Here is an 18,355-nt window from a genome sequence, read left to right on the forward strand (position 1 = left end):
TGGTTTAGGATCGCCCTCCTTCTCCCCGTCAGACACTGAAGGATCTGTCCATGACCATTCGAAAGCGCATCGCTGCGGATGATCCGCAGCTCGCCGCATTGTGGGAGCGCTCGGTGCGTGCCACCCACGACTTCCTCCCGGAAGACGACATCCATCGGCTGTTCCCGCTGGTGCGTGACACCTACCTGCCCGCCCTGGACGTGCAGGTTTTCGAGAACCCCGATCACTCCCCGGCAGGCTTCATCGCTACCGACGATGACACCGTGCAGATGCTGTTCATCGACCCGGCGTTTCGTGGCCAGGGCATCGGCCGACGCTTGCTCGACCACGTCCGCCGCCCACTACTGAAGGTCGACGTCAACGAACAGAATCCGCAAGCCCACGGCTTCTACCGGCACTACGGATTCGAAGACATCGGCCGCTCGGCGCTCGACGGCGAAGGCCGGCCGTTTCCGGTCATTCACATGCGCCTGAAAGCCCTGTGATCCACGTTCTATACTCAGCCCGCCATTTCACTGAAAGGAATCTTTCCATGTCGATGAAAAAACTGTTCACCGCTGGCGCGCTGCTGGCTTCGCTGGTCGTCACTTCCCAGGCGTTCGCCCACGCGCATCTGAAAAGTCAGACCCCGGCAGCCGACAGCACCGTTGCCGCGCCGGCAGATCTGCGTCTGGTGTTTTCCGAAGGCGTCGAAGCCAGCTTCACCAAAGTCACCGTGACCCACGACGGCAAGCCGGTGGCGGTCAAACCGTTGACCACCGAAGGCGACAAGAAAACCCTGATCGTCACCCCCGAAGCACCGCTGACTGCAGGCGAGTACAAGGTCGAATGGCACGCGGTGTCGGTCGACACGCACAAGAGCGAAGGCGCCTATCAGTTCAAGGTTGGCCAATAATTCATGAGTGAAGCGCTGGTGCTGTGCCGGTTCCTGCATTTCATCGTGGTGTTGATGCTGTTCGGGGCCTGGCTGTTCCGCCCCTTGCTGCTCAAGGGTGAAGCGCCGGCGCTGGATCGGCACCTCGCGCGACTGGCTCGCTGGCTGGCGGCGATTGCCCTGGCCAGCGGCGTCACCTGGGCGTTGTTGATTACCGCCAGCATGGCCGGTTCGGCGGCTGCCGCGTTTGATCCGGCCACCGTCGAGCTGGTTCTCGGTCATACGTTTTTCGGTCAGGTCTGGCGCTGGCATCTGTTGATCAATGCGCTGTTGCTGGCGTTGCTGTTTACGCCGTGGCGTTCGAACCGGCCATTGCGGCTGGGCCTGAGCGCACTGCTGCTGATGACACTGGCACCGGTCGGTCACGGCGCGATGCTCGACGGTTTCAGTGGGCAGATGTTGATCCTCAATCAAGTGATACACCTGACTTGCGTCGGAGCGTGGCTTGGTGGGCTGCTGATGCTGGTTTTGATCCTGCGCCAGTCCGGCGAAAAGGTGCGTGAAGTGCTGCAGCGGTTCAGCGGTCTCGGCTACGGGCTGGTCGCCGGCCTGCTGATCACCGGGCTGATCAACGTGCGCGTGCTCACCGGCCAATGGTGGCCGACGCCGCTGTTCTCGGGGTTCGCCCTGATCCTGTTGATCAAGGCGCTGCTGGTGTTCGGCATGCTTGCACTGGCGCTGTTCAATCGCCTGCGGATCAACGATTGCGAACAGCGGATCGACACCCTCAAGCGCAGCGTCATGCTCGAATGGCTGCTGGGGATCGGCGCCGTGGCGGCGGTTTCGGTGCTCGGCACCTTGCCGCCGATGATCGCCGCCTGAGGTCAGTGTTTCTGGGTGTCACCTGCCGCCGTATCAATGCTGACCACCACCGACATCCCCGGCCGCAAGCGCTCGCTCTCCTGCTGATCCGGATCGATGGTGATGCGCACCGGTACCCGCTGGGCGATTTTCACGAAGTTGCCGGTGGCGTTGTCGGCCTGCAACAACGCGAATTCGGAACCGGTGCCCGGCGAGATGTGCTGCACGTGGCCGGTGAATTTGCGGTGGTTCAAGCCATCGACGGTGAAGCTCGCCGGTTGCCCGACGCGCACATTGTCCATCTGGGTTTCCTTGAGGTTGGCGATTACCCATTTCTGGTTCGGCACCAGCGCCATCAACTGCGCCCCGGAGTTGACGTAGGCGCCGAGGCGCACGCCGATCTGCCCGAGCTGACCGTCACGCGGGGCGATGATCCGGGTGTTGGACAAGTCGATCCGCGCCAGCTGCACCGCCGCCTCGGCACTGGCCACCGCCGCCTCCAGCGAACCGCGATTGACGATCACCGTTTGCAGATCCTGCCGGGCGATTTCCAGATTGGCCTTGGCCTGCGCCACCGCTGCAATGCTTTGGGCGTTGGCGGCCAGCGCCACGTCCATCTCGCGCTTGGACACGGAACCGTCATTGACCAGCGCCTTGTTGCGTCGCAGATCCGCCTCGCTTTTACGCAGCTGCGCTTCGCTGTCGGCCACCACCGCCTGCCGCAGCTTGATCGTGGCTTCGGCGCTGTTGCGTTGCTGCACGACGTTGGCCAGTGAAGCTTTCTGCACCGCCAGTTGTGCCAGCGACTGGTCGAGGCGTTGCTGATAGATACGATCATCAAGACGCACCAGCAAATCGCCTTCCTTCACGAACTGGAAATCCTGCACCGGCACTTCAAACACATAGCCACTAAGCTGCGGGCCGATGATCGTCACCTGCCCGCGCACCAGGGCGTTTTCTGTGGTCTCGACCGCGCTGCTGAACGGCGGCAACTGCCAGGCGTACAACACGATCAGCACACCGACGATGGCAATCGCGGCGAAGCCCAGCGACGAGATGATCCGCACCCGCAACGAGCGCGGCTCGGTGTTCGGTGATGACGGCGGCGCCACACCTTCAGGGGTGGCGGCGATGGCATTGGTGGTCGTGGTAGTCGGTTCGGTCATGAAGAAGTGGCACCGCTGGAAGGTACGGAAGGTGTCGGGGCGACGGCTCGGGTGGTGCTGATCAGCCACAGCGCACGGATGGAAATCCAGATCATGGTCAGGATCGCGATCACCGCGATCAGCATGAACACATCGTTATAGGCCAGTACGTTGGCCTCGCGGGTCGCGGCGTTGGCCAGGCTGCGAATGCCTTGCAGGTTGCGCAGGCTCGGGTCGGCGATCAGGGAACCGACCGCCGACCCGCCGCTCTGCACCCGGGCGGCGACACGCGGATCGGACAGCACCAGTTGCTCGACGATGTGGCTGGAATGAAACTTCTCGCGCACGATCTGAAACGTCCCCAGCAACGCCGCACCAATCAGGCCGCCGAGGTTGTTGCAGATCCCGAACAACACCGAAAAACTCACGAGGTTGCGCGGGTTGGTCAGCACGTTGCGCGTGCCCAGCACCATGGTCGGGCCGAGGAAAAAGGTACTGCCGAACGCCAGCAGGAACTGGCTGAAATACAGGTTGCCGGGGCGGGTCAGGTTGTTCGATGAGCTGTCCATGATCGAGCCGGTGGCCATCAACGCCAGCGAAATGATCAGCGGCATCAGCAGGTGTTTCGGGTCGATGGTCAGCGCACTGGTCAGCAGCCCGGCGACGCTGCCGATCAGCATCACCACGTACAAGCTATGAAGCTGCTGGCTGCTCATGTTCAGGTTTTGCATGAAGCCGACGGCGCCGGTGGATTGCTCCGAGGTCACCATGCGAATCAGGATCACCGCCAGCGCCAGACGGATCATCACCCCGCTACCGAGCCAGCGGGTCATCAGCATCGGGTTGCTGCGGTTATGTTCGATGGCCAGCCCCGCGAGAATCAGGACAATCGACGCGGCCAGGGCGATGCCGATCCAGTCTGCTTCCAGCCACCAGTCGATCCGGCCGAGGGACAACACGGCGCACAGCAGGGCCACGCCACTGGCAAGGATCGCGAAGGTAAGGAAGTCGAGCGGTTCGAAGGTCTTGAACCGGTCACCCGGCGGCAACTTGAGCATCAAGACGCAGCCCAGTGACAGCAGTGCCATGCCCAATTCGAACAGGTACAGGCCGCGCCATTCGGCGATCTGCAACAGGTCTTCGGAAAACAGCCGCGCCAGCGGCAAGGCCAACTGCGAGGTGCCGAGGCCCAGCACCAGCGCCTTCATCCGCCATTTGGCCGGGAACGCCTGCACCATGTAATACAGGCCCAGCGAACTCAACGCCGCGCCGACCATGCCGTGGGCCGCACGCACGGCGATCGCCGAATTCAGGTCATTGACGAACAGATGGCCAAAGGTCACCAGCGCATACAGCACCAGAAACACCTCGGTGAACGCCCGCAAGCCGAACTGCTGGCGAAACTTCACCAGCAGCAGGTTCATCGATACGTTGGTCATCACGTACGCTGCCGGCAGCCAGGCCATCTCCGCCGTGGTCGCCCCGAGCGCGCCTTGCAGGTAAGGCAGGTTGGCAACCACCAACGAATTGCCCAAGCCACCGGTCAACGCCACCAGCAACCCGACCAGCGCATAGGCCAGGCGCTTGGGGTTGGAGTGCAGCGGCGTCGAGGGGGAACCGGGCAGACTGGGCTTCTCGTGCGGCTGCCAGTTGCGCGGGGCGTATTGGTTCATTGATCGGCCTTGTACGGTGATGGCTTGAGTGTGCCGCAAAACGGTAGCCAAACCCATATCCCTGTGGCTGCCTGCTCACAGGGGTTTGGGGTGGATTCGTAAATTTTGTTTAAAAGTCATCTCGCCCGCAGCGGATTTTTCCCGGGCCTGGCGAATGCCAACCTTGCAGCACTTCTCAACCTGCAAGGTGCCCGATATGACCACTCCCCGTTGGCAACGCTCCCCGCGTCTGCTGAAAAACCTGCTGGCCGCCGCACTGTTGCTGCCCGCCCTCGCCTTCGCCCAGGAACGCCCGTGGCCGGACGGCTCGCAACTGGTGATTTCGGTGTCGATGCAATTCGAAACCGGCGGCCAGCCCGAGGGCGCTGAAAGCCCGTTCTCCGGCACACCGCTGGCAAAAGGTTATCCGGACCTGCCGGCGCAGACCTGGTTCGATTACGGCTACAAGGAAGGCCTGTGGCGCATGCTCGATCTGTGGGATCGCATTGGCATCAAAGTCACCTCCCACGTGGTCGGCGAAGCGGCGCTCAAGCACCCGGAACTGGCCAAGGCGATTGCCGAGCGCGGCCATGAACTGGCGGCCCACGGCATGCGCTGGGCCGATTCGTACAACATGAATTACGCCCAGGAAAAGCAGTTCATAGGCGACGGCGTCGCAGCGGTGGAGAAAATCACCGGCCAGCGCTCGGTCGGCTACAACGCCAACTGGCTGCGGCGCAGTCCCAATACGTTGAAGGTGCTGCAGGATCTGAATTTCACCTACCACATCGACGACGTCAGCCGCGATGAGCCGTTCGTGACCATGGTTCGCGGGCGAAAATTCGCCGTGGTGCCGTACACCCTGCGCAACAACGACATCGTGCTGGTCGAGGGCCGACACTTCTCCGCGGAGCAGTTCTACCAGCAACTGGTGCTGGAATTCGATCGCCTCTACGCCGAAGGCGCGAGCAAGCGGCGGATGATGTCGGTGAGTCTGCACGACCGCATCGGCGGCACCCCGGCGATGGTCGAGGCCATGGAGCGTTTTATCCGTTATGCGCAATCTCATCCGAAGGTGACATTCATGCGCAAGGACAAGATTGCCCAGATCGTCCTGACCGAGAAAAACCCGCTGATCGACAACACCGAGGCGCTCTATAACCGGTAAAACCGCCGAAAGCAGCCCTCTTCATAGCATCTGAAAGGGCTGCCAGCTCACGAAATGTGATCGCAAAACTGGCTGTTGACTTTTGCGGAAAACATCGCAACTATCCGCAACCATGTTGTACGACGACGTATAACAACTAATAAAAACAAGAAATGAAACAGGGAGCGTTACCGTGAGCACACTCGTCTGCAATTCCGTCCGCACGTCCCGTTTTTCTGCCTCCCGCCCGCGTTCCACCCTGGGCCTGATCGGCTGCAGCAGTCTCGCTCTCGTCTTGCCGATGAGCGCCGATGCCGAGGGCTTCATCGAAGACAGCAAAGCCACCCTGAACCTGCGCAATGCCTACTTCAATCGCAACTTCGTCAACCCGAATTACCCGCAGGGCAAGGCTGAAGAGTGGACGCAGAACTTCATCCTCGACGCCAAATCAGGTTTCACCCAGGGCACTGTCGGCTTTGGCCTGGACGTACTGGGGCTGTACTCGCAAAAGCTCGATGGAGGCAAAGGCACGGGCGGTACTCAGCTGTTGCCGATCCACGATGACGGGCGCCCGGCGGACAATTTCGGGCGCCTGGGCGTGGCGCTCAAGGCCAAGGTGTCGAAGACCGAATTGAAGGTCGGCGAGTGGATGCCGGTGTTGCCGATCCTGCGCTCGGATGATGGCCGCTCCCTGCCCCAGACGTTTCGCGGCGGCCAGATCACCTCTACCGAAATCAATGGTTTGACCCTTTACGGTGGCCAGTTCCGTGGCAACAGCCCGCGCAACGATGCCAGCATGGAAGACATGTCGATGAACGGCCGAGGCGCATTCACCTCCGACCGTTTCAACTTCGGCGGCGGCGAATACACCTTCAACGACAAACGCACGCTTGTCGGTCTGTGGTACGCCGAACTCAGCGACATCTACCAACAGCAGTACTTCAACATCAGCCACAGCCAGCCACTGGGCGACTGGACGCTGGGCGCCAACCTCGGTTTCTTCACCGGCAAGGAAGATGGCAGCGCCCAGGCCGGCGACCTCGACAACAAAACCGCTTTCGCCATGCTCTCGGCCCGGTACGGAGGCAACACGTTCTACATCGGCCTGCAAAAACTCAGTGGCGACGATGCCTGGATGCGCGTCAACGGCACCAGCGGCGGCACCCTTGCCAACGACAGCTACAACGCCAGTTACGACAACGCGCAGGAGCGTTCCTGGCAGATCCGCCACGACTACAACTTCGTGGTCCTCGGCGTCCCCGGGCTGACGCTGATGAACCGCTACATCAGCGGTGACAACGTACACACCGGCACAATCACCGATGGCAAGGAGTGGGGTCGTGAATCGGAGCTGGCCTACACCGTGCAAAGCGGGCCGTTGAAAAACCTCAACGTCAGATGGCGCAACGCGACGATTCGCCGGGACTTCAGCACCAATGAATTTGATGAGAACCGGATCTTCATCAGTTACCCGATTTCGTTGTTGTAAACCCTGGCATGGGCTGAACGGAGGGTAAATCGGCCTTCCGTCACTTACACCGAAAGTCGCGTTGACAAGTTCCGGAAACCCTACCGATACTTCAGCGCAGTCATACGACAACCTACAACAAACCTAATAACAACGCGTAAGGGATTGCCATGACGTCCACCCCCACCACCCCAACTCCGTTCAATCGCCTGCTGCTGACCGGCGCCGCCGGTGGCCTGGGCAAAGTCTTGCGTGAACGTCTGCGCCCCTATGCCAATGTGCTGCGCCTGTCGGACATCGCCGCCCTCGCCCCGGCCATCGATGATCGCGAAGAAATCGTCATCTGCGACCTCGCCGACAAAACCGCCGTGCATCAACTGGTCGAAGGCGTAGATGCAATCCTGCACTTTGGCGGCGTCTCGGTGGAGCGCCCCTTCGAAGAAATCCTCGGCGCCAACATCTGCGGCGTATTCCATATCTATGAAGCGGCACGCCGACACGGTGTGAAGCGAGTGATCTTCGCCAGCTCCAACCATGTCATCGGCTTCTACAAACAGGACGAACACCTCGACGCCAGCTCCGCTCGACGCCCCGACGGCTACTACGGTCTGTCCAAGTCCTATGGCGAAGACATGGCCAGTTTCTACTTCGATCGATATGGCATCGAAACCGTCAGCATCCGCATCGGCTCGTCGTTTCCCGAACCGCAGAACCGCCGAATGATGCACACGTGGCTGAGCTTCGACGACCTCACCCAATTGCTCGAACAGTCGCTGTACACGCCGAATGTCGGACACACCGTGGTCTACGGCATGTCCGCCAACAAGGACGTGTGGTGGGACAACCGCTTCGCCAGCCACCTCGGTTTCGAGGCCAGAGATACGTCCGAAGTGTTTCGCGACAAGGTCGAGGCGCAGCCAATGCCCGCCAGCGATGACCCGGCGCGTATCTATCAGGGCGGCGCCTTCGTTGCGGCCGGCCCGTTCGGCGATTGATCGCTGCGTTTGATCCGTCGCCAAAAGAACACACCAAGGGAATGAGTATGCAAGCCGAATTGATCGTCGACGCCCGCAACGCGGTGGGTGAAAGTCCGGTGTGGGTGCCACAGGAAAACGCCTTGTACTGGGTCGATATCCCCAACGGCGGCCTGCAGCGCTGGAGCGCCGACACTGGCCACATTCATGCCTGGAAGACTCCCGAAATGCTTGCCTGCATCGCCCGCCACAGCAAGGGCGGTTGGGTTGCCGGGATGGAGAGCGGGTTCTTTCATTTACAACCGAATGGCGATGGCAGCCTCGACAGCGACCTGCTCGCGACCGTGGAACACAACCGCCAGGACATGCGTCTGAACGACGGCCGCTGCGACCGCCAGGGTCGGTTCTGGGCCGGCAGCATGGTGCTGAACATGGGCCTGAATCTGCCCGAGGGCCGGCTCTATCGTTACGGTGCCGGGCAAACAGGCGTGATCGAGGCACAGCTTGATGGCTTCATCGTGCCCAACGGTCTGGGCTTCAGCCCGGACGGCAAAACCATGTACCTGTCGGACTCGCACCCGAAGGTCCAACTGATCTGGGCTTTCGATTACGACACCGAGACAGGCACACCCTCCAACCGCCGGGTGTTCGTGGACATGAACCATTTTTACGGCCGCCCCGACGGTGCTGCCGTGGATGCCGATGGCTGTTACTGGATCTGCGCCAACGATGTCGGCCTGATCCATCGCTTCACCCCCGACGGTCGGCTCGACCTCTCGCTGCCGGTACCGGTGAAAAAACCCACCATGTGCGCTTTCGGCGGCAGCCGGATGGACACCTTGTTCGTGACCTCGATCCGCCCCGGCGACGACCAGGATCCGCAGTCCCTTGCCGGCGGTGTGTTCGCCCTCAACCCCGGCGTCAAAGGCCTGCCGGAGCCAATGTTCGACGATCTGCTGTAACCCGTCCTTGCTGCATTGCTGTGCCTTGAACAAAAAAATAACAAGACTGGAGAACCCCCTCATGGACTTCAAACGCACGTTGCTCGCCGCCGCTCTCCCCCTCGCGCTCACCCTCGGCAGCGCCGCTCAGGCGCTGGAAATCAAATTCGCCGACATCCACCCCGCCGGTTATCCGACCGTGGTCGCTGAAGAACAGTTGGGCAAAACCCTGGTTGCCGAAAGTGACGGCAAGCTGACCTTCAAGATGTTCCCCGGCGGTGTACTCGGCTCGGAAAAGGAAGTGGTCGAACAGGCCCAGGTCGGCGCCATCCAGATGGCCCGCGTCAGCCTCGGGATCGTCGGGCCGGTGGTGCCGGACGTGAACGTATTCAACATGCCGTTCGTGTTCCGTGATCAGGCGCACATGCGCAAGATCATCGACGGTGAAATCGGTGACGAAATCCTCGACAAGATCACTAACTCCGAATTCAACCTCGTGGCGCTGGCGTGGATGGATGGCGGCACGCGCAACATCTACACCAAGAAACCGGTGCGCAGCCTCGAAGACCTCAAGGGCATGAAAATCCGCGTGCAGGGCAACCCGATGTTCATCGAAACCATCAACGCCATGGGCGGCAACGGTATTGCCATGGACACCGGCGAAATCTTCAGCGCCCTGCAGACCGGCGTCATCGACGGCGCGGAAAACAATCCGCCGACCCTGCTCGAACACAACCATTACCAGAACGCCAAGTTCTACAGTTTGACCGGGCACCTGATCCTGCCCGAGCCCATCGTGATGTCGAAAATCACCTGGGAAAAACTCAGCCCCGATCAGCAGACGCTGGTGAAAAAAGCCGCCAAGGCTGCGCAGGCCCAGGAGCGCACCTTGTGGGATGCCAAGTCGGCCAGCAGTGAAGAGAAACTCAAGGCTGCCGGCGTCGAGTTCATCACCGTCGACAAGAAACCCTTCTACGAGGCCACCGCTTCGATCCGCGAAAAATACGGCGCGCCCTACGTCGACCTGATCAAGCGCATCGAAGCCGTTCAGTAACCTCCCTGCCCTCAATACAAGGCCCGGCAGCACTGGCGTCGCTCGACGCTCACGCCTGCCCGGTTACGGTGGAACCCGATGAAGAATTTGCTGCTGCGCATCAATGACCGGATCTACATGGCCTGCATCTGGGTCGCCGGTCTGTCGGTGCTGACCATTTCCCTGATCATTCCCTGGGGCGTGTTCGCCCGTTACGTCCTCGGCACCGGCTCAAGCTGGCCGGAGCCCACCGCCATCCTGCTGATGATGGTCTTCACCTTCATCGGGGCCGCCGCCAGCTATCGCGCCGGCGCGCACATGGCGGTAGCGATGGTCACCGATCGCCTGCAACCGAATATGCGCCGCACCATGAGCATCGTTTCGCAAGTGCTCATGGGCACCATCTGCCTGTTCATGACCATCTGGGGCACCAAGCTGTGCCTGTCGACGTGGAACCAGTTCATGAGCGCCCTGCCGACATTGCGGGTCGGCATCACCTACATGCCGATCCCGGTGGGTGGTGCGCTGACGCTGATTTTCGTGTTGGAAAAACTCTTGCTCGGCGATCAAAGCAATCGCCGCGTGGTGCGGTTCGACCTGGTTGAAGAAAACGAAGGGGCTGCCTGATGGACGCATTGATTCTGCTGGGCAGTTTTATCGCACTGATCCTGATCGGCATGCCGGTTGCCTACGCGCTCGGGCTGTCGGCGCTGATCGGCGCATGGTGGATCGACATCCCGTTTCAGGCCTTGATGATCCAGGTCGCGGGCGGGGTGAACAAATTCTCGCTGCTGGCGATTCCGTTCTTCGTGCTCGCCGGCGCAATCATGGCCGAGGGCGGCATGTCGCGACGGCTGGTGGCGTTCGCCGGGGTCCTGGTGGGGTTCGTGCGGGGCGGGCTGTCGTTGGTCAACATCATGGCCTCGACCTTTTTCGGCGCGATTTCCGGCTCGTCGGTGGCCGATACCGCGTCGGTAGGTTCGGTGCTGATCCCGGAAATGGAGCGCAAGGGCTACCCTCGGGAATTCTCTACAGCGGTGACCGTCAGTGGTTCGGTGCAGGCTCTGCTGACTCCACCGAGCCACAACTCGGTGCTCTACTCGCTGGCCGCCGGTGGCACCGTTTCGATTGCTTCACTGTTCATGGCCGGCGTGGTGCCGGGTCTGCTGATGAGCGCGTGCCTGATGGTGTTGTGCCTGATTTTTGCGCGTAAACGCGACTATCCCAAGGGCGAAGTGATCCCGCTGCGTGAAGCCCTGAAGATCTGCGGTGAAGCGCTGTGGGGGCTGATGGCGATGGTGATCATTCTCGGCGGCATTCTCTCGGGGATCTTCACGGCCACCGAGTCGGCGGCCATCGCCGTGTTGTGGGCGTTTTTCGTCACCATGTTCATCTACCGCGACTACAAGTGGAGTGAACTGCCGAAACTGATGCACCGCACGGTGCGCACCATTTCCATCGTGATGATCCTGATCGGCTTCGCCGCCAGTTTCGGCTACATCATGACCCTGATGCAGATCCCGGCGAAGATCACCACGCTGTTCCTGACCCTGTCCGACAACCGCTACGTGATCCTGATGTGCATCAACGTCATGCTGCTGTTGCTCGGCACCGTGATGGACATGGCGCCGCTGATCCTGATCCTCACGCCGATCCTGATGCCGGTGATTCTCGGTATCGGTGTCGACCCGGTGCAGTTCGGCATGATCATGCTGGTCAACCTCGGTATCGGCCTGATAACGCCGCCCGTAGGAGCCGTGCTGTTCGTGGGTTCGGCGGTGGGCAAGGTCAGTATCGAAAGCACGGTGAAGGCGCTGCTGCCGTTCTACGCCGTGCTGTTCCTGGTGCTGATGCTGGTGACCTACGTTCCGGCGCTGTCGCTGTGGTTACCGCATCTGGTGTTGTAACGCTAACGCTGTGGCGAGGGCGCCAGGTCCTCGCCACAGATCTTGTCTCACGCCCGCAGCAACATGTATGCGGCGACCACCAGACATACGCTGGCAAACCCCACCTGCAACGTCCTCGCCGGTACTCGCGCACAGAGTTTGCGGCCGATAACCATGCCGACGATGCTGGCGACGATGAACGACGCGCCCAGATGGTCGATGCGCACTCCGGCATGAAACGCACCAATCACGCCGATGGCGGAAATCAGGCTGATGACCATCAAGGACGTGGCGATGATGCCGCGCATCTGCACGTCGGTCAGTTGCTTGAACGCCGGCACGATCAGGAACCCGCCACCCACCCCCAGCAACCCGGACACCACACCGGTGACCGCGCCCAGTGCCGCGAGGGTCGCGGTGCATTTGGCGGTCCAGTCGAAACGACCCGTCTGTTCATTGAGCATGCAGTTCTTCTGGCCCCAGCTGGCGTGGCCATGGTCGCTCGGTCCTTCTTGCTGGCGTTCACGGCGCAGCATGCGCCACGCCACCATCACCATCAGCAGGCTGAACAGGATCATCAAAACCTTTTCCGGCAACTGATGGGCGAAGTAGATGCCCACCGGCGAAAACACCGCGCCGAGCGCCGCGATCAACAGCGCCGCGCGATAACGCACCAGACCATGGCGCAGACCGTCGATCGCACCGACCGCCGCTGCGCTGCCAACGGCGAACAACGCCACCGGAGCCGCTTGCGTCATCGTCCAGCCCAGCCCGAGCACTAGCGCCGGCACCGCGAGAATCCCGCCGCCGGCCCCGGTCAGACCGAGGATCAATCCCATCACCACGCCAAACAGACTTGCCAGCAACATAGAGTGTTCTCAGTCGACCCTGGACAGGCTTGTCAGCCATTCGCGGCCCTTGAGCATGCCGTTCCAGTAGAACCACGGCAGCAGCGTCGCCTTCAGCCACCACGCGGAACGGCGCGGCACGGTTGGGTCGAGGGGAAAGGTCGGCAGCAGTTTTCCGCCATAGCCGAACTCGGCGAGAATCACCTTGCCCTTCTCCACCGTCAGCGGGCAGGAACCGTAGCCGTCGTACTTCAGCGGCAGCGCCAGCTCCTTGCGCACCGCCAGCAGGTTTTCCGCCACCACCACGACCTGCTTGCGCACTGCCGCGGCGGTTTTCGCATTGGTGGTGCCGCAGATATCGCCCAGGGCAAACACTTCGGGATAGCGCGGGTGTTGCAGGGTGTGCGGGTTGACCTCGCACCATCCGGCGGCGTCGGCCAGCGGACTCTGCGCGATAAAATCCGGTGAAACCTGCGGCGGGACGACGTGCAGCAGATCGAAAGTCTTGGCCTGTCGGGTGACATTGCCGTCCGCATCCTTGACGTCGAACCAGGCGGTTTTCGCCGGGCCATCGACCTTCACCAGATTGGAATTGAACGCTAGCCGCGCGTTGTATTTTTCGATGTACTTCATCAGCGGCGGCACGAAGGTCGGGACGCCGAACAGCGCGGCACCGGCCAGATTGAACTCGACGTCAACCTTGCTCAGCACGTTGCGCTTGAGCCAGTGATCGCAGGAAAGATACAACGCCTTTTGCGGCGCGCCGGCGCACTTGATCGGGATCGGCGGCTGGGTGAACAGGGCTTTGCCGCCGCGCAGTTTCTGCACCTGATCCCAGGTGTATTGCGCGTGCTGATAGCTGTAGTTGGAAGTGACGCCGTGCTGACCGAGGCTTTCCTGCAAGCCTTCGATCTTCTCCCACGCCAGGCGCAGGCCGGGGCAGACGATCAGGTTCTGATAGGTGACGGTGCGTTGATCGTTGAGGGTGAGACGGCGCTGGTTGGGGTCGATGCCGGTCACGGCTGCCTGAATCCAGGTGGCCTGACGCGGCATCACTTTGTTCATCGGTCGGGCGGTGTCTTTGGCATCAAAGGCGCCACCGCCGACCAGCGTCCACGCCGGCTGGTAGTAATGCAGGGTGCTCGGCTCGATCACCGTGATTTTCAGGCCGGGATCGCGCTTGAGCAGACTCGCGACAAAACCGATGCCGGCAGTGCCACCGCCGATGACCACGATGTCCGCACTGATGGATGGGCCCCAGTGTTGATCGTTCATTGTTTGTTCCTTATGGCTGCACGCAAGGATAGCCGGGTCTATTGCGCCCAGCTTTTGAGCACGGCTCCGCAGTAGAGTCCGGAAAGGGTTTTCATCACCTGGATCACTTCGTGACTGGCGAGACCGTAAAAAATGTACTTGCCTTCACGACGGGTCGCGACCAGCCCTTCATCGCGCAGGATGCCCAGTTGCTGGGACAGGGTCGGCTGACGCACGCCGGTCATTTTCTCCAGCTCGCCAACGTTGCGCTCGCCCTGGGTCAACTGGCACAGGATCAACAATCGATCTTCGTTGGCCAATGCCTTGAGCAGCGAACAGGCCTTGGAGGCCGAGGCGCGCAGTTGGGCGACTTCACATTCGGTCAGACTGGATTGCATTTGCAGGATGCCTTCAACGTCACTTAAGCTGCGGACATTATGTGTTTACATAAAGTGTTGCAACCTGACTTTTCACCTTCCTGCACAGGACCGCGTCCATGCCCGCGCTGATTGAAGCTTTCCTCGACCCCGCCTCTTCGACCTACAGCTATGTGGTCTACGAGGCCGACGGCGGGCAGTGCGCAATCGTCGATCCGGTGCTTGATTACGACGGTGCCGCCGGCCGCACCTGCACGGCTCAGGCGGACAAGATCATCGCCTTCGTGCGGGCTCATAACCTGCAAGTGCAGTGGCTGCTGGAAACTCACGCCCATGCCGATCATTTGTCCGCCGCACCCTATCTGCGTCGAGAACTGGGCGGGAAAATCGCGATTGGCGAGTCGATCAGCAAAGTGCAGAACGTGTTCAAGGCGCTGTTCAACCTGGAACCGGAATTTCGCGTCGACGGCTCGCAGTTCGATCATCTGTTCGCGCCGAACGAGTCGTTCCGGATCGGCAATCTCAAGGCCACCGCCCTGCACGTCCCCGGTCACACCCCGGCGGACATGGCCTATTTGATCGACGGCGAACAGATTCTGGTCGGCGACACGCTGTTCATGCCCGACGTCGGCACCGCCCGCTGCGACTTCCCCGGCGGCAACGCGCATCAACTGTTCAACTCGATTCACAAATTGCTGGCCTTCCCTGCCAGCGTGAAGCTCTACGTCTGCCACGACTACCCGCCGCAAGGTCGCGACTCGCAGTGCCAGACCACCGTGGGTGAACAACGTAAAAGCAATATCCACGTGCATGACGGCGTCGATGAAGCCGCGTTTGTCGAGATGCGCACCAAGCGCGATGCAGGGCTGGGCATGCCGACGCTGTTGCTGCCGGCGATTCAGGTCAACGTGCGGGCGGGAAATTTACCGCCGGCGGAAGGCAATGGCGTTGTCTACCTGAAGATTCCGATCAACGCTGTGTAAGAAAAAATCATTGAGGGGACCGGAAACAAGGGTATTCGTACCTGTCACGTCGGATCCCGTGAACTGGGCGTAATCTCGGCCGACAGGCAGACTTCATGGGGTAATCAACTCATGGAGATTTGGCAATATGGATATTCGCCGTAACCATCGCGACCTGACGCCGGAACAGAAGCACGCCTTCGTAAATGCCATTCTGATACTGAAAAACCAGAGTCCCAGCGTTCTGCGCCCTGGCCAGCAAAGTCGCTACGACGACTTTGTACAAATCCACAAGAATTCCATGGGGCGAGGCAACCCGATCTTTCCCAACCCTCATGGAACCCCCTTGTTTTTCCCTTGGCACCGCATCCTGATTCGCCAGTTCGAGCTGGAACTGCAAGCCGCCGCAAACAACCCGACCATCACGCTGCCGTACTGGAACTGGAGCATGAGTGGTGCGGACGACCCCTTTACCGACGACTTCATGGGCAGAGATGGCGACCCGGCGCAAAACCAGCGGGTCACTATTGGGCCGTTTGCCTTTCAGCGTCGTTTATTCGGCATAAAGGTCTGGGACGGTGAGACGGGTGACGCCGGCTTGCGGCGCAACTTCGGAGCCGATGCCCCGCCGCTGCCCTCTGCGCAGGACGTCGAGTCCGTGTTGAACAGAACGCCGTATTGGTCCGAACCGGCCGGATGGGAAAACCTCATGGAAACAATGCACAACGGTGTCCATGCCTGGATTGGAGGCAACATGAGAGAAGCGGCCTCCCCCAACGACCCTGTGTTCTTCCTGCATCACTGCTATCTCGACTATCTCTGGGAGCGCTGGAAACGCAACCACCCGACAGAACCGGTGATCGCGTTTCCCGAGAACGCACCGCACGGGATGCTCGGCTCAACGCTGATGTTCAGCCCGGACAACGAGCCTGCGCCCTGGCTGCAGCCTTTCAGGGTCGAACAGACCTTGAACACGGCAAGTCTGGATTACGGCTATGCCGATCTCTGATCAGGGCTGAGCACTCAGCTCCCGAGGATCAGGCCATTCGCTGGCAACGGCAACGCCGTCTTGTAGCGCACCTGCTTGAGCGCAAAGCTTGACCGGATGTTCGCCACGCCGGGGACTTTGGTCAGAAAGTCCATCATGAAGCGTTCGAGCGCCTGAATGGTCGGCACCAGCACCCGGATCAGATAATCCGGGTCGCCGGCCATCAGGTAGCACTCCATGACTTCAGGACGGTCGGAAATGGCCTCCTCGAAATGCTGCAGCGCTTCCTCTACCTGCTTCTCGAGACTGACGTGGATGAACACGTTGACGTGCAACCCCAGCAGGTCGGCGTCCAGCAGGGTTACCTGCTCGCGGATCAGCCCCAGTTCTTCCATCGCCTTGACCCGGTTGAAGCACGGCGTCGGCGACAGATTGACCGAACGGGCCAGGTCGGCGTTGGTGATGCGCGCGTTCTCCTGAAGGCTGTTGAGAATGCCGATGTCGGTACGGTCCAGTTTGCGCATGAGACAAAACCACCTGCTTTTTATGTTTATGCAGAATTTCTATCTGCAAATGATCTTCAGCGCAACGAAACAGAGAGAAATATTCTTCTTGCCCGGGCCTATGATTGTTGTAGGACAAGATTTCTTTTATCGAAGAATGACTGCCAGCTCACTACAAGAAATTCACAAGATCGAGCGTAGAAGCCATGACCCAAGCGTATGAACCGCTGCGTCTGCACGTCCCTGAACCCTCGGGCCGCCCAGGCTGCAAAACCGATTTCTCCTACCTGCATCTGACCGATGCCGGCACGGTGCGCAAACCTTCCATCGACGTAGAACCCGCCGACACCGCCGACCTGGCCCGTGGCCTGATCCGCGTGCTTGACGACCAGGGCAACGCGCTCGGCCCATGGGCCGAAAACGTGCCGGTCGAGATCCTGCGCAAAGGCATGCGTGCCATGCTCAAGACCCGGATCTACGACAACCGCATGGTGGTCGCCCAGCGTCAGAAAAAAATGTCGTTCTACATGCAGAGCCTTGGCGAGGAAGCCATCGGCAGCGCCCAGGCCCTGGCCTTGAACATCGACGACATGTGCTTCCCGACCTACCGCCAGCAAAGCATCCTGATGGCTCGTGACGTGCCATTGGTCGACCTGATCTGCCAGCTGCTGTCCAACGAGCGCGATCCGCTCAAGGGCCGTCAGTTGCCGATCATGTACTCGGTCAAGGACGCGGGCTTCTTCACCATTTCCGGCAACCTCGCCACTCAGTTCATTCAGGGCGTGGGCTGGGGCATGGCCTCGGCGATCAAGGGCGACACCAAAATCGCCTCGGCCTGGATCGGCGACGGTGCCACCGCCGAATCGGACTTCCACACCGCCCTCACCTTCGCTCACGTTTACCGTGCGCCGGTGATCCTCAACGTGGTCAACAACCAGTGGGCGATCTCGACCTTCCAGGCTATCGCCGGTGGTGAAGCCACTACCTTCGCCGGACGCGGCGTCGGTTGCGGCATCGCTTCGCTTCGGGTTGACGGCAACGACTTCTACGCGGTCTACGCCGCCTCCGCCTGGGCTGCCGAACGCGCCCGCCGTGGCCTCGGCCCGACCATGATCGAATGGGTCACCTACCGCGCCGGCCCGCACTCGACCTCCGACGATCCTTCCAAATACCGTCCCGCCGACGACTGGAGCCACTTCCCGCTGGGCGACCCGATTGCCCGCCTGAAACAGCACCTGATCAAGGTCGGCCACTGGTCGGAAGAAGAGCACGCCGCTGTCAGCGCCGAGCTCGAAGCCGAAGTGATCGCCGCACAGAAACAGGCCGAACAGTACGGCACCCTCGCCGGCGGCCAGATTCCGAGCGCCGCGACCATGTTCGAAGACGTCTACAAAGAGATGCCGGAGCACTTGAAGCGCCAGCGTCAGCAGTTGGGGATCTGA

At 60.9% G+C, this 18,355-nt stretch carries 19 protein-coding genes; 13 read left to right on the forward strand and 6 right to left on the reverse strand.

The window, feature by feature from the left end; genetic code table 11:
• The first annotated feature begins 50 nt into the window (after positions 1-50).
• Genes ABTV87_RS17645 through copD form a run of 3 tightly spaced genes read left to right on the forward strand, consistent with a single transcriptional unit; the run spans position 51 to position 1,756 of the window.
• A complete protein-coding gene (locus ABTV87_RS17645) occupies positions 51-485 on the forward strand; it encodes a GNAT family N-acetyltransferase (protein WP_085602722.1) in 435 nt (144 codons plus the stop codon).
• A 47-nt stretch (positions 486-532) separates the two neighbouring features.
• Positions 533-895, forward strand: coding sequence for a copper homeostasis periplasmic binding protein CopC (gene copC / locus ABTV87_RS17650; RefSeq protein ID WP_108562568.1), 363 nt, complete (start codon positions 533-535; stop codon positions 893-895).
• Positions 896-898: 3 nt separating this feature from the next.
• A complete protein-coding gene (gene copD, locus ABTV87_RS17655) occupies positions 899-1,756 on the forward strand; it encodes a copper homeostasis membrane protein CopD (RefSeq protein ID WP_433898028.1) in 858 nt (285 codons plus the stop codon).
• 2 nt (positions 1,757-1,758) lie between these two features.
• On the opposite strand, the gene ABTV87_RS17660 is transcribed toward copD, so the two are convergent.
• The gene (locus tag ABTV87_RS17660; RefSeq protein ID WP_127798562.1) at positions 1,759-2,901 is read right to left on the reverse strand and encodes an HlyD family secretion protein; all 1,143 of its coding nucleotides are present in this window, start codon (positions 2,899-2,901) and stop codon (positions 1,759-1,761) included.
• Positions 2,898-4,553: an MFS transporter gene (locus ABTV87_RS17665; RefSeq protein ID WP_433898029.1), complete on the reverse strand. Its 1,656-nt coding sequence runs from the start codon at positions 4,551-4,553 to the stop codon at positions 2,898-2,900. Before ABTV87_RS17665 ends, ABTV87_RS17660 begins: the two co-directional genes overlap by 4 nt.
• Before the next feature lie 196 nt (positions 4,554-4,749).
• On the opposite strand from ABTV87_RS17665, the gene ABTV87_RS17670 reads away from it, so the two are divergent.
• The 7 genes from ABTV87_RS17670 (at position 4,750) to ABTV87_RS17700 (ending at position 12,002) form a co-directional block, all read left to right on the forward strand.
• A complete protein-coding gene (locus ABTV87_RS17670; protein ID WP_433898030.1) occupies positions 4,750-5,700 on the forward strand; it encodes a polysaccharide deacetylase family protein in 951 nt (316 codons plus the stop codon).
• Between the two features lie 172 nt (positions 5,701-5,872).
• The gene (locus ABTV87_RS17675) at positions 5,873-7,168 is read left to right on the forward strand and encodes an OprD family porin (RefSeq protein ID WP_433898031.1); all 1,296 of its coding nucleotides are present in this window, start codon (positions 5,873-5,875) and stop codon (positions 7,166-7,168) included.
• A gap of 149 nt (positions 7,169-7,317) precedes the next feature.
• Positions 7,318-8,142 (forward strand): NAD-dependent epimerase/dehydratase family protein, encoded by an 825-nt coding sequence (locus ABTV87_RS17680; protein ID WP_085602709.1) that lies wholly within the window; start codon positions 7,318-7,320, stop codon positions 8,140-8,142.
• A 47-nt stretch (positions 8,143-8,189) separates the two neighbouring features.
• The gene (locus tag ABTV87_RS17685; RefSeq protein ID WP_085602707.1) at positions 8,190-9,083 is read left to right on the forward strand and encodes an SMP-30/gluconolactonase/LRE family protein; all 894 of its coding nucleotides are present in this window, start codon (positions 8,190-8,192) and stop codon (positions 9,081-9,083) included.
• Between the two features lie 61 nt (positions 9,084-9,144).
• Positions 9,145-10,116 (forward strand): TRAP transporter substrate-binding protein, encoded by a 972-nt coding sequence (locus tag ABTV87_RS17690; RefSeq protein WP_085602705.1) that lies wholly within the window; start codon positions 9,145-9,147, stop codon positions 10,114-10,116.
• A gap of 78 nt (positions 10,117-10,194) precedes the next feature.
• Positions 10,195-10,722, forward strand: coding sequence for a TRAP transporter small permease (locus tag ABTV87_RS17695; protein WP_127798573.1), 528 nt, complete (start codon positions 10,195-10,197; stop codon positions 10,720-10,722).
• On the forward strand, positions 10,722-12,002 hold the full coding sequence (locus ABTV87_RS17700) for a TRAP transporter large permease (RefSeq protein WP_221535593.1): 1,281 nt from the start codon (positions 10,722-10,724) through the stop codon (positions 12,000-12,002). Before ABTV87_RS17695 ends, ABTV87_RS17700 begins: the two co-directional genes overlap by 1 nt.
• A 47-nt stretch (positions 12,003-12,049) precedes the next feature.
• On the opposite strand, the gene ABTV87_RS17705 is transcribed toward ABTV87_RS17700, so the two are convergent.
• Genes ABTV87_RS17705 through ABTV87_RS17715 form a run of 3 tightly spaced genes read right to left on the reverse strand, consistent with a single transcriptional unit; the run spans position 12,050 to position 14,481 of the window.
• Positions 12,050-12,850 (reverse strand): sulfite exporter TauE/SafE family protein, encoded by an 801-nt coding sequence (locus ABTV87_RS17705; protein WP_433898032.1) that lies wholly within the window; start codon positions 12,848-12,850, stop codon positions 12,050-12,052.
• A gap of 9 nt (positions 12,851-12,859) precedes the next feature.
• Complete coding sequence (locus ABTV87_RS17710) at positions 12,860-14,104, reverse strand: FAD-dependent oxidoreductase (protein ID WP_433898033.1); 1,245 nt, start codon at positions 14,102-14,104, stop codon at positions 12,860-12,862.
• A gap of 38 nt (positions 14,105-14,142) precedes the next feature.
• On the reverse strand, positions 14,143-14,481 hold the full coding sequence (locus tag ABTV87_RS17715; protein ID WP_007952897.1) for an ArsR/SmtB family transcription factor: 339 nt from the start codon (positions 14,479-14,481) through the stop codon (positions 14,143-14,145).
• A 98-nt stretch (positions 14,482-14,579) separates the two neighbouring features.
• Between ABTV87_RS17715 and ABTV87_RS17720 the strand changes: the two genes are divergently transcribed.
• Together ABTV87_RS17720 and ABTV87_RS17725 are read left to right on the forward strand one after the other, a co-directional pair.
• A complete protein-coding gene (locus tag ABTV87_RS17720) occupies positions 14,580-15,443 on the forward strand; it encodes an MBL fold metallo-hydrolase (protein WP_433898034.1) in 864 nt (287 codons plus the stop codon).
• A gap of 127 nt (positions 15,444-15,570) precedes the next feature.
• Positions 15,571-16,431, forward strand: a complete 861-nt coding sequence (locus tag ABTV87_RS17725) for a tyrosinase family protein (protein WP_258711959.1) — start codon at positions 15,571-15,573, stop codon at positions 16,429-16,431.
• 14 nt (positions 16,432-16,445) lie between these two features.
• Here ABTV87_RS17725 and bkdR read toward each other — a convergent pair whose 3' ends face one another.
• Positions 16,446-16,934 (reverse strand): Bkd operon transcriptional regulator BkdR, encoded by a 489-nt coding sequence (gene bkdR / locus ABTV87_RS17730; protein ID WP_085602691.1) that lies wholly within the window; start codon positions 16,932-16,934, stop codon positions 16,446-16,448.
• Positions 16,935-17,119: 185 nt separating this feature from the next.
• Between bkdR and ABTV87_RS17735 the strand changes: the two genes are divergently transcribed.
• Positions 17,120-18,355: a 3-methyl-2-oxobutanoate dehydrogenase (2-methylpropanoyl-transferring) subunit alpha gene (locus tag ABTV87_RS17735; protein WP_007965287.1), complete on the forward strand. Its 1,236-nt coding sequence runs from the start codon at positions 17,120-17,122 to the stop codon at positions 18,353-18,355.

The sequence above is a fragment of the Pseudomonas sp. PSE1(2024) genome, assembly GCF_050990555.1.
Taxonomy (GTDB): domain Bacteria; phylum Pseudomonadota; class Gammaproteobacteria; order Pseudomonadales; family Pseudomonadaceae; genus Aquipseudomonas; species Aquipseudomonas aphyarum.